3 protein-coding genes are annotated in these 14,164 nt (G+C 40.4%); all 3 read left to right on the forward strand.

Translation table 11 applies throughout. The annotated features are described in order from the left end of the window. Positions 1–3,258, forward strand: a 3,258-nt coding sequence (locus HMPREF1504_RS10305; protein WP_198017399.1) for a YadA-like family protein, incomplete at its 5' end; no start/stop codon positions are given. Between the two features lie 97 nt (positions 3,259–3,355). Continuing rightward, positions 3,356–4,159, forward strand: a complete 804-nt coding sequence (locus HMPREF1504_RS02080) for a hypothetical protein (RefSeq protein ID WP_038123035.1) — start codon at positions 3,356–3,358, stop codon at positions 4,157–4,159. Positions 4,160–4,857: 698 nt separating this feature from the next. After that, the gene (locus HMPREF1504_RS02085) at positions 4,858–14,103 is read left to right on the forward strand and encodes an ESPR-type extended signal peptide-containing protein (protein ID WP_038123037.1); all 9,246 of its coding nucleotides are present in this window, start codon (positions 4,858–4,860) and stop codon (positions 14,101–14,103) included. Positions 14,104–14,164 lie beyond the last annotated feature (61 nt).

The raw sequence follows: 14,164 nt of genomic DNA on the forward strand, positions 1-14,164 counted from the left end.
AACGGTGGTAATACAATTACTAACGTAGCAGCTGGTACAAATGATACTGATGCAGTTAATGTATCTCAATTGAAAGGTAGCATTACAACAGTTAAGTCTTCTGATGGTTCTATCACTGTAACTGATGCTAATGCTGGTTCCACAGATCCTACTAAGGGCCATGCATATGATATCAAGATTAATAATCAACGAGTTGTTGAAAAAGCTCAAACTCCAGTTGTTTACACTGATAAAGATGGCCATAAGCTTTATAAAATTGTAGATCCTGCTACTGGTAATGTTACTTTCAATACAAAAGAAAACGGTACTGGTACAACAGTTCAACCTAATGAAGTGATTGCATCCATGAACAATGGTGGCGATTCTACAACAACTCCTATGAAGTTGAACAATGTTGGTTCTTCTATCCAAAAACCAAACTCTACAGATACATTCTTAAAACAATTAGATGATGCAAATAAGAGCACACCAAACGGTGCTGTTAATGTATCTGACCTTAAGAAGACATCTGATGCTCTTATCGATAAAGGTCTTGTATTTGATGCTAATAACAAAGATCCTAAGACAAACAAACTTGGTTCTAAGGTAACTGTTTCTGGTACAGGTGCTCTTGGTGCTAGTGAAAACTTTGAAGATAAATACAATACAGATAATATCAGAACTAATATCACACAAGATTCTACTGGTAATACAACGATTGCCATCGGTCTTAATAAGAATCTTAAAGGTTTAGAATCTGTTAGCGTTCCTGGTAAAGATGGCGTTGACGGTCAAGACGGTGTATCCATTACTGGTAAAGATGGTGCGAATGGTCTTGACGGTAAAGTTTCTATCGGTAAAGACGGCAAAGATGCTGTATCTATCTCTGGTAAAGATGGTATCGGTCACATTGGTTTAACTGGTGCTGCTGGTAAAGATGGTACAAATACGAAAGCAGATATTACTGTTAAAGAAGGCAAACCTGGTTTAAATGGTACTGATGGTATTACTCGTATCGTATACAAAGATAAAGATGGTAACGATCATGAAGTAGCAACTCATGATGATGGCTTGAAATTCACTGGTAATAATGAATCCACTGAAAATAAACATAAACTTAATTCAGTTGTAAAAGTTCAAGGCGAAGGTGTTACCGAAAATGCAACATCTGGTAAATTAGAAGCTAATGGTCAAGAGTTCAAATCTGCAACAGGCAATATCGCAGTTGTAGCTGATGGCGGTAGTACGCTAACAGTTAAGATGAATAAAGATCTTAACCTTACTAAAGATGGTTCCTTAACAGTTGGTGATACTAGAGTTAATAAAGATGGCATTACCATTACAAATACTGATCCTAATAAAACAGTATCTGTAACTGGCTCTGGATTAAATAACGGTGGTAATACAATTACTAACGTAGCAGCTGGTACAAATGATACTGATGCAGTTAATGTATCTCAATTGAAAGGTAGCATTACAACAGTTAAGTCTTCTGATGGTTCTATTACTGTAACAGATGCAAATGCTGGTTCTACAGATCCTACAAAAGGTCATGCTTATGACATTAAAGTCAATAACCAAGGCGTTGTAAACAATGCTCAAATTCCAGTGGTATACACTAAAGATGATGGCACTAAAGTTTACAAACAACCAGATGGTACTTTCAACACAGCTAAAGATGGTTCTGGTGATGTTGTAGCTGCTAATAAAGTTATTGCATCTATGAACAATGCTGCTAATTCCTCTACAGATCCTACTAAATTACAAAACGTTGGTTCTTCCATCGCTGATAAAGCTGGCAACACTTACTTAGATAAGATTAATGCAGCAGCTGGTGACAACAATACTAAGTACGGTGCTGTAAATGTATCTGACCTCAAAAATACTGCTGATGCAATCGGCAACAAAGGCTTGAACTTCGGTGCTCAATCCGGTACTGACATCCATAAAAACTTGGGTGAAAAACTTGAAATCGTTGGTGGCGGCACTAAAGCGGATGACAAATATGATGCATCTAACATCAAAACGATGACTAAAGATGGTAAAGTTGTCATTGCTCTTGATAAAGACCTTAAAGCAGATAGCGTAACTGTTGGTGAAAAAGGTGCTCCTGGTAAAGATGGTGTTGACGGTAAGATTGGCGTAAACGGTAAAGACGGCTCAGCTGTTGTACTCAACGGTAAAGACGGATCTATCGGTCTCAATGGTAAAGATGGTAAAAATGGCATCTCTATTAAAGGTCAAGATGGTAAAGTCGGTGTAGATGGCAAAGACGGCGAAACTCGTTTCGTATACACTGAAAAACTAGTTAACCCAGATGGCTCAACTAAAGAAGTGACTCATGAAATCGCAACAATGGATGATGGCATGAAGTATGCTGGTGATGATGCTCAAGGCACAGATAAAACTAAAGTTATCTCCAAAAAATTGAACCAAACTGTAGATATCGTTGGTGGTGCAGATAAAACTAAATTGACTGACAATAACATTGGCGTGAATAACGACGGTGGTAAATTGAAAGTTCAATTGTCTAGCGAATTGTCTGGTATCACTAAGATCTCCAATGGTGGTTCTTCCATCACGTTTAACAGTACACCTAGTGATACAGTTCCTGCTGTAACAATTAGTGGCGGTAACCTTGACATGGGTGGTAATAAAATTACTAATGTTAAAGCTGGTGAAGCTGATACTGATGCTGTTAACTATAAGCAATTGAAAGATTCCCGTACTACAGTAACATCTCAAGATGGTAGTGTAACAATCACTCCAACTCCAAATGGTGATTCCATGAACTACGACTTGAAGGTAAATCCACCATTGGACCCTCGCGTAGATCAATTAGCTGAAGAAGTAGGCCGTGTAGGTGCTCAAGGCGCAGCTCTTTCCGCATTGAAACCTATCCAATACGATCCATTGGAACCAACTCAAATCATGGCTGGTTATGGTAACTACCGTGGTAACTCCGCAATCGCTATGGGCGTTGCTCACTACAAAAATGAATCCACATTGATTCATGGTGGCATCTCCTGGGCTGGTGGTTCTAGCCACATGATGGCGAACGCTGGTGTAACTTGGAAAGTTGGCAACCGTGATAGCGAAGCTGCTGTAGCAGATCGTTACCGCAAAGGTCCTATCAGCTCTACATATGCAATGCAACAAGAAATGGCAGCTATGAAAGCTCAAAATGCCGGATTAAAAGGCGAAGTATCTGATTTGAAAGCAGAAAATGAACAAATGAAAGCTCAAATTGCTGCAATGATGGCAAAATTAGGTTTATAATTTGAAACGTTAAACTTTCACAGACGCTGGGATGAGGATTCTCATCAGTGAGAATCCTCGCATCCCTTTTGATTCGACTAAGAAAAGAGGAATAGATATGAAAAAATCTACAATGCTTGCTTTCACAGCAGCAATATTTATGAGCGCTGCATCCCTTACTGGTCACGCAGCTAGCACACCAACGTATGATGATACGTTAATCGTTAAAAATCCTGTAATGACACCACAACTTGGTTCTGTTGTACTCGTTCCTGTAGCGAGTCCACAAACCGTGGCTGCTGTTCATGATTATGTGAAAGCTTGGCAAAATGCAGAGGTTAACATTGCAAAGGCTAAGGTTAAACGCGATAATCACGAACAATTAACAAAAGCGGATGTAAAATGGTTACATTCTTATGACAAACATAATTATGCTGACTATTTCCGCACTCATTCTATCGGTCGTGTGCATGGTCAAGAAGTGTTCATGAACTGGAACGGTGAAAACCGCAACAAAAATGAATATGAATACTTTGATATGCCAAAATATAACGAACAAGATGGTTTCACTAATAGCTATGGGTACAATGTACTTCGCGGCATGGTAGACCAAATCAATACGGTTATCCAAGAGCAAAAGAAAATCGGCGGTCCTATGACTGACGAAGAAGCATCTGCTTTGGAAGATTCCATTTTGGATATCATGGCTCATGACCAAGAACATGTAAACAATGACGAACTTCGTCACTACATGAACGACACAATCTGGTTCGCCGCTAAACAAACGGTGAAAAATAAGGCAAGTGAAGAACCTTGCTGCGAAGATGAACATGAAGTCGATCTTCGCGCAGCAAGTGCAAAAGCACCTGTCGATCAACCTCAATCTCGTAAAGTAAATTTACGTGACGCTATTAGTAAATAATACTAGTAGATACAATTATAATCATATATGGCCCTCATTAGGACTCTCACAATTTCCCCCCCTTTTTTTGACTGTATTGGGGGCCTATAAAAAGACGCTCACACGATGTGTGGGCGTTTTTTTGTGCATATATGAGTACATGACATCGTATTAGTGATGCATTTGTTGTATTGGTAATTGAGTATTGGATTGCTAAATATATTAATTAATCATTAATAATATAGGCTTGTTATTTAATTAAATGAATTATTTGAATAACGTAAAACCTAGTATTTTATTGCTTTATTGGTATATAGCTGTTTATAAAATTTATGGATAATAGAGTTGTATATAACTCTATAGAATAGTCTTATCTTCGTTATTTAACAAAATTATAAACTAAAAAGAATGGGCTGTTATATGAAAATTATATGAAGATAATTACGAAAAAATGTCGATAAATACCGATATAATGCACTTTCTCTTAAATGCGTTTGTTTTTACACATGCATATAAACTTCAGTTTATTTTCATCTAAAATATAAAATTTCATTAAATAAATAGGTGAAAAAGTATTTACAATTAATTAATAAATTGATATTATTGAATTATCCTAAATGAAGTGTGTGTGAATGTGAGAAACAGCACTCTTCATGAAGCGAACAAAAGTGTAAAAGTTACATTTATATGTACTTATGAGAAAGGGGTTCAAAGGTTTTATGAACAAGGTCTTTAAAGTCGTTTGGAGCAAATCCAAAGAGTGCTACGTTGTAGTGCCTGAGATTGCAAAAAATAATAGCGGCAAAAAGAAAGTCCTAGCTAGCGTATTGGCTGGTTTAGCGCTTGTTGGCGTTGGCGCACAAATGGGTACGCCTGTAGATGCATATAGAAGTCCTGATGGTAGTGTAAATACTGAAGGTAGTCGTATTAATATTGCGGCTAACGCTAAACCTAACAATACTGTTGGTGTTAACTCTATTGTTGTCGGTTACCAAAACACAACTGATGATCAAAATGGCACTACAGCTCTTGGTGCTAATAATATAGCTAAAGGTAATTCTGCATTAGCCGTAGGTAATGAAAACACAGCAACAAATGGAGCTGCTACAGCCATTGGTGCTGGTAATGAAGCGACTGGTGATACATCTGTCGCTATTGGTAATAAAAGTAATGCCAGTGGTGATCATTCTATTGCTATTGGTGCGTACAATAACCAAAATTGGACACAAGGTTCCAATGTAACAACACCTAAACCAGCTGGTGCTTATTCACTAGCTGTTGGTAACTATAACGATGCTTTAGGTAGTCGTGCTACTGCAATCGGTTCTTATACTACAGCTAAAGGCGAATGGGCTACGGCTATTGGTGCTCAAACTACGGCAAGCGGTAATGGCGACGTAGCTATCGGTGATACCACTAAGACCAATGCAACCGGTGTTGGTCATGCTGTAGCTGTAGGCTGGCATGCTGAAACTGGTGCTGCTAATGCCGTGGCTGTAGGCCCTAGCGCATTAGCTAGTGGTAAAAATTCCGTATCTGTTGGTACCAATAATAACTCTCGTGTGCAAGACACTGTTACCATGGGTCAAGACAATGATGCGAAAACAATGGGCGGTATCGCCATTGGTAAAAACAACATGGTGGATTCCACAAATGGTGGCACAAACCATCCAGAAACGAGAGACGAGAATTCTCAAATCGCCATCGGTCGTGATAACACAGCCACTCATTTAGATACCATTGCTATCGGCCGTGATACTCATGCAACAGGATCTGGTGCAACTGTAGTTGGTGCTCGTGCTGATGCGTCTGGCAACAATGCTATCGCTATCGGTAATAGTGGTAAGAATTCACGTCGCGTAACAGCATCCGGTGTTAATTCCATTGCTGTTGGTATGCAATCCCAAGCAACTGGTGAAGCTACTATTGCACAAGGTGCAGCCGCTGAGGCAGCTGGTAATTTCGGCATTGCTGTGGGTCGTATCTCTAAAGCAAAAGCAAACTATAGCCAAGCGTATGGCAACGAAGCTACATCCTCTACAATGGGTTCCATTGCGATGGGTGCTTTAGCTAAAGGCGGTAATGATAATGGTACAGCCTCTGAAGGTGGTTCCGTAGCCGTTGGTAATGCTGCTTGGGCTACTGGTAACCGTGCGATTGCCATCGGTAGTATTCGTCCTACTGAAGGCAATTTAAAATACCCAACTGGCGTAGGTAGAGATGTGGCTACAGGTCTTCAAGGCACTGATTATAATACGCAAGCTACAGCGAACCAAGCGATTGCTGTAGGTTCTGGTGCACGTACTGATGCGCAAAACTCCATTACTATGGGTACTAACGCCAAGGTTGATGCTACTGCAAATGGTTACACATACCAAAAAACTAATAATTCAGGCGTAAAAGAAACGTTGACATTGTCAACGGATCCTACTCCTACATCTGGTATTAATGGTAGAACTACATATGATGCTGGTAATGGCATTGCTATTGGTAGAGATTCCCACGTAACAGGCAAAACAACATCCGCTATTGCGATTGGTAACTCTGCATTAGCTGATGATGGCGCTGTTGCTGCTACCGTTATCGGTGCTGGTGCATCCTCCAAATCCGTAAGCTCTGTAGCGATTGGTACAACGGCTAACGTACAAGGCGGCGAAGGTGCCATTGCTGTAGGTTCCGGCGCTACTGTTACAGGCAATTACGATAATGCATCCGCCTTCGGTTCCGGTGCTACCGTTAATAAAACAAATGGTACCGCTCTTGGTGCCGGTGCACAAACCAATGTACGTGGTGGCGTAGCAATTGGTGCTTTATCCCAAGCTGATGAACGTTCTGGTGCAGGCGAATCCACAGGTTTCCATGCAGCTAACCGTACACGCGAATACCAAGGCGAAAATAAAGGCCTTGCAGATAATAACTTGCAATTATTCCATGCAGATATTGCCGGTGGCGATGCAGGCATGGTTTCCGTTGGTAGCGATGGCATTAAACGCCAAATTACCAATGTTGCATCTGGTACATCCGATTATGATGCGGTTAACGTTGCCCAATTGCGTAACGTTGGCGTCGTTGTAACTGGCGATACTGGCAAGAGCGATTTCCTTGTACATGATGGCAAGTTGAACGTTCTTGGCACAGGTCGTGTTTCTACAACAGCTGCTAATGATGGTGCGAAAGATTCCAAAATCACTGTTGCTTTCGATGACACTGGCATGGTGAAAGCTGGTAAAAACGTTACTGTAGATGAAAAAACAGTAAACGGTCGTACTACATACACAATCAATGCTGCAGACGCTGCTGCAAAATACGATTTCTTAACAAATGCTAAGGCTAACGGTGGTAAATTAGATGGCAATGCTACACCTACTAAGGTTGAAAGCGGTCAAACTGTTACCTATGCAGCTGGTAAAAACTTAACTGTAAAACAAGAAATCGACCAATCTGCAGGCGAACAAACATATACATATTCCTTGAACAAGAATATCGATTTGACTCCAGATGGTTCCTTGAAAATCGGCGATACTAACATCACTAACAATGGTTTGACTATCAATAATGGTCCTTCCATTACTAAAACTGGCATCAACGCTGGTGGTTTGAACATTACTAATGTGAAAGCTGGCGTAAATGATAACGATGCAGTTAACGTAAGCCAATTGAAAAAGGTTCGTGCTGACGAACGTCACATCAAACCTGGTGAATATGCGGTAGACGCAAACGGCAAAGTAACGATGACATACCTTGATGGTAACAACAATGACGTTGCTAACGAAAAGGCTGTTATTACAGGTATTGCTAAACAAGATCTTTCCAACATCAACAAGGGTGGCGAAACAGTCATCCAAAATCTTGCTAAAAAATCCATCGATATGGAAAACGGTAAGAATACAACTGCTTCTCACCGTGACGTAAATGGCGTTAAAACTTTCAAAGTAGACGTTGAAGGTGATTTAACTGACATTACATCCATCACAAACAAAGATGGCGATGGTAAAGTTGTATTCGGTGGTAACCAAACTGTTAACGTAGCAGGTGATCACAACATTAACTTGAATGCTAAAGTTGGTGACATCACTGGTTTGACTAACGTAACGTTGGATGCTCCTGACTTCGCTAAAAAAGGTCGTGCAGCAACTGAAGAACAATTGAAAATCGTAAACAACGGTTTCAATAACACAGTTGGTTTGACTGGTAACACAGGCGCTACTGATCTTCAAAAATTGAACCAAGCTGGTGGCTTGAGCTTTGGCGTAATTGGCGCTAACAATGGCCAATACATCAAAACAACTGCATCTGGTAGCAACGTAGCTGTTGACTTGTCCGATGATGCGAAAGGTAAATTGAACAATACTGTAGAGGTTCGTGGTAAAAATGCTGCGAAGGTTACATCTGTAACAGAAAATACTGTTGATGGTGGTAAGAAAACAATCTACACAGTAGACGTTGATAATGTAACACCTACAGCTGCTTCTACTGAAAAAGTGAAAGCGAAAGCTAATGTAACAGGTTCTACAGATACAAATATCGCTAAGGTTACGCCTCAAACAGGTGACCAATATGGCGACGCTGGCGCAACTTACGAAGTAAACGTATCCCGTAACGACGTAAAAGACGCAGCTCGTGAAGCGGTAACTGTAAATACTACAAATTCAAAAAACAACCCTATCACTGTTACACCTGTTCAAGATGAAACAAACCATAACACAACTTACACAGTAACATTCGATGGTAACAAAGCAGCTACTCAAATTCCTTTGACATACAAAGCGAATGGCCAAAATGCTCAAACAGTTACATTGGATAAAGGTTTGAATTTCACAAACGGCAGAAACACAACAGCTTCTGTAGATGCTGAAGGCGTTGTTAAATACGATGTGAATAAAGATTTAGTTAACATCAATTCCATTTCCAATACTACAAATGGTCCAAAAATGGAATTTGGTCCTAACTCCATTAACATCACAAATGGCCCTATCAACATGGGTGACCAAAACATTACTAACCTTAAATCTGGTGGCGATGTAATCAATAATGCTGCTAACATCGGCGACGTAAAACGTATTTCTAAAGCTAATGATTTGCACATTGCACCTACCACATCTGATCGTACTGGTGAAACAACTGCAACATATGCATATAACACAGCAGATAAATCCGTAACATTGAAATACAACGATGGTAACGGTACAACACAAACTGGTACAATCGCGAAAATCGACTTGTCCGGTTTGGCTGATCAAATCAAAGACGGTTATTCCTTCTCTACTGATGCGAAAGGCAATGTAGTTGGTAACCATGCAGTTACAGCTGTAGGCAACGGCAAGACTGTTTCTTATGCAGCAGGCGATAACTTGACAATTGCTCAACATATCGATAATGCAACTGGTGAACAAACATATACATATGCATTGTCCAACGATATTAAGATTGGCAAAGACGGTAAAGATGGCATCGATGGTAAAATCGGTGTAAACGGTAAAGATGGTTCCTCCGTTGTAATCAATGGTAAAGACGGTTCTATCGGCCTCAATGGTAAGGACGGCAAAGACGGTCTTACTATCCGCGGTGAAAAAGGTCAAGATGGTGTAGACGGTAAAAATGGTACTAATGGTATCACTCGTATCGTATACGAAGACCACAATAACAATAAACACGAAGTGGCTACATTGGATGACGGCATGAAATATGCTGGCGACGATGCACAAGGCACAGACAAATCCAAAGTCATCGTTAAGAAATTGAATGAAACTATGGACGTTGTTGGTGGTGCAGATAAGTCCAAATTGACTGACAACAACATCGGCGTGAACAACGTAGATGGCAAGTTGAAGGTTCAATTGTCCAAAGAAGTTAACTTGACTCCATCTGGTTCCTTAACAATTGGCGATACTGTAGTTAACAACAATGGTTTAACTATCTCTGGTGGTCCATCCATTATTAAGACTGGTATCAACGCTGGTAACTTGAACATTACTAATGTGAAAGCTGGCGTAAACGATACTGATGCAGTTAACGTAAAACAATTGAAAGATGCTCGTACAGTTGTTACATCTAACGATAATTCCGTAACAGTTAACAAAACTGAAAACGGTAACCAAGTGACTTACGACTTGCATGTAGCTCCTGGTGCTGCACAATCCGTATGGAATGTGAAATCCACAGGTAACACAACTGCTGATTCTGAAACAGCTGCAAAAACTATCTCTGATGGTAAAACAGTTGAAATGGCAGCAGGCAAGAACTTGACTGTAAAACAAACTAGCAACAACGACGGCGCTAAGGTTGAATTCGACTTGGCTAACGATATCAAGATTGGTAACGACGGCAAAGACGGTAGAGACGGCGTTGACGGCAAAATCGGCGTAAACGGTAAAGATGGTTCCTCTGTTGTGATCAACGGTAAAGACGGCTCCATCGGCTTAAATGGTAAGGACGGCAAAGACGGTCTTACTATGAAGGGCGAAAAAGGCGCTGACGGCGTAACTCGCATTGTTTACGAAGATCATGACAACAATAAACATGAAGTAGCTACATTGGATGATGGTTTACGTTTCGACGCTAACTCCGGTGGCGAAAAGAAAAATAAACTTGGCTCCAAAGTTACTGTAAAAGGTACAGGTGCTAAAGCTGATTCCGAATACGATTCCTCTAACATCAAAACAAGCATCACGCAAGGTGCTGATGGTAACAGCGAAATCAACATCGGTTTGGCTAAGGACTTGAACAACATCAACACAATTAAAAATGGTGGTCCTGCTACTTTCACAATCGGCGGCAACGAATTCAAATTCGACGGCGGCAATGTGAACATGGGTGGCAACAACATTACGAACCTTAAATCTGGTATCGTAAATAACAACTCCACTGATGATACAAATGGTGCTAACATCGGCGACGTTAAGACAATTTCCAAAGCTAACGATATTCACGTTAAAGATACACGTTATACTGTAAACGCGGATAAAACTGTTACATTGGAATATGTTGACGGCAATGATAAGAAAATCAATAAAACAGCCGTTATCGATTTGAGCAACTTGCCTACAGGTGGTAATGCCATCACATATAAAGCGAATAACCAAAATGCTCAAACTGTATCCTTGGATAAAGGTTTGAACTTCATGGATGGTAACTATACGAAAGCATCCGTTGATGCAGATGGCATTGTTAAATACGACGTAACAATCGGTAAGGTGAAAGACGGCGTTGACGGCAAACCAGGCGTAGATGGTAAAGATGGTATCGCAACAGTTAAAACTGTAGTTGATACAATCAATAACTCCGGTTGGAAAGGTGATGTTACTGGTAATACAGTAGGTAATCACACTGCAACAATCGTTAAACCAGGCACAACTGTAAACTTCGGTGCTGGTAAAAACGTAACTGTTGAACAAATTGTTAATGCTGTAACAGGTGACCACACTTACAACTATGCATTGTCCGACGATATCAAACTTGGTAAAGATGGCAAAGACGGTATTGATGGTAGAATTGGCGTAAACGGTAAAGACGGTTCCTCCGTTGTTATCAATGGTAAGGATGGTTCTATCGGCCTCAATGGTAAGGACGGTAAAGATGGTCTTACTATGAAAGCTGAAAATGGCCAACCTGGTCTAAATGGCAAAGATGGTATCACTCGTATCGTTTATGAAGACAAAAATAACAATAAACACGAAGTGGCTACATTGGATGACGGTTTACGTTTCACTGGTAACAATGAAGTGGAAAATAAACAAAAACTTGGATCCCTTGTAAAAATCAAAGGCGAAGGCGTTTCTAAAGACGAAGAAGCTACATTTGAATCTGCTAAGGGCAATATCGCTGTTACTGCTGATGGTACAGATACATTGACTGTTCGTTTGAACAAAAACATCAAAGGCATCGATAGCATCCAAACTAAGGAAATCCACTTAGGTACACCTGATAACTACACAACCATTAAGAAAGATGGGGACCGCATTAAATACGGTGATAAAACAATTGCTAATACTGACGAACTCTGGACAATCCAAGCTAATGGCACAGATGTTCCAGCTAATGGCGGTAAAGTAAATGTGAAAGGTGCTGACGGTATCACAGTATCTAGAACTGCGAATGGCGAAATGACTATTAGTGGCTCTGGTCTTGGTACAATGAATAGCTTCAACGTTAAATCCACTGGTAATACTGCTGATGGTTCTGAAACAGCAGCTAAGAAGATTACTGATGGTAAAACAGTTGAATTCTCCGGCGGTAACAATGTCACTGTAAAACAAACTAGCAGCGATGATGGTGCTAAAGTAGAATTTGCATTGAAGAACAATATTGATCTTACTCAAGATGGTTCTCTTAAGATTGGTGATACTAAGATCACTAATGGTGGCTTAGTTATCAACAATGGTCCATCCATCACTAAAGATGGTATCAATGCTGGTAATAAACAAATTACTAATGTTGAAGATGGTGTTAACGATACTGATGCAGTTAACGTACGTCAATTGAAAGATGCTAAGACTAAATTAGTAGACGGTCAAAACACTACAGTAACTGGCGATGGTTCTAAAGCTAACCCTTACAAAGTTAATGTCGAAGGCGATTTGAACAAAATCACTTCCATCACTAACAAAGAAGGAGATGGTAAATTAGAATTCAAAGGTGACCAAGTAGTTAACGTAGCTGGCGACAATACAATCAAGCTTGATGGTAAAACTGGTGACATCACTGGCTTAACTAACAAAACTCTTGATTCTGCTGACTTCGCAACTAAAGGTCGTGCCGCAACTGAAGAACAATTGAAACTTGTTCAACAAGAAGCAGCTAAGAAATCTACTGAAAAAGTAAAAGCTAAAGATGATGCTAACAACATCGCTAAGGTAAAACCTCAAAATGGTGAGGCATATGGTGATGCTGGTGCAACATACGAAGTATCTGTAGATAAAAACGACGTAAAAGACGTAGCTCGTGAAGCAGTTACTGTATCTGGTGATAACAAAGCAATTTCTGTAGCCGTTCAAAAGAATGATGCTAACCATACCACTAACTACCAAGTTAACTTCAACGGCACTGAAGCATCTAAACAAATTCCATTGACTTATAAAGAAAATGGTAAAAACGCTAGAACAGTAATGTTATCTGACGGTTTAGACTTCTCTAATGGCGTAAATACTACGGCGCACACTGATGCGAAGGGTAAAGTATCCTTCGACGTAAAAGGTGACCTCACTAACATCACTTCCATTTCCAATAACTCCAATGGTCCTAAGATGTCCTTCAGTGGTGATTCCATCAATATCACTGGTGGTAGCCTCAGCTTGGGTGATAACTTCATCCATAATGTGAAAGCCGGTGAAAAGAACACCGATGCTGTCAATGTAAGTCAATTGAAAGCAGCTAAAACAGAAGTTGAAGCAGGTCGCAATGTGACTGTAGAACATCGTCTTGGTGAAAATGGTCAAGATATCTACAAGGTTAATGCAGAAGCAGCTGCTGATCCTCGCGTGGATCAATTAAGTGAAGAAATTGGTCATGTAGGTGCACAATCTGCTGCATTGTCCGCATTGAAACCTATCCAATACGATCCAATGGAACCAACTCAAATCATGGCTGGTTATGGTAACTATCGTGGTAACTCCGCATTGGCATTGGGCGTAGCTCATTACAAGAACGAATCCACAATGTTCCATGCAGGCGTGTCCTGGGCTGGCGGCAACGGCCATATGATGGCTAACGCTGGTGTAACTTGGAAGGTTGGCAACCGCGATAGCGAAGCTGCTGTAGCAGATCGTTACCGTAAGGGTCCTATCAGCTCTACATATGCAATGCAACAAGTGGCTTCTATGAAAGCACAAAATGCCGGATTAAAAGGCGAAGTATCTGATTTGAAAGCTGAAAATGAACAAATTAAGGCTCAAAATGCAGGCTTACAAAGCGAAGTAGACCAATTGAAAGCTCAAATGGCTGCTATGATGGCTAAATTAGGTATGTAATAAGATACACATGGATGGGGATTCTCCTTGAATCCCCTACCATCGCTAATATTCGACAATG

Source organism: Veillonella sp. ICM51a, assembly GCF_000524355.1.
In the GTDB taxonomy this organism is placed as follows: Bacteria; Bacillota; Negativicutes; order Veillonellales; family Veillonellaceae; genus Veillonella; species Veillonella atypica.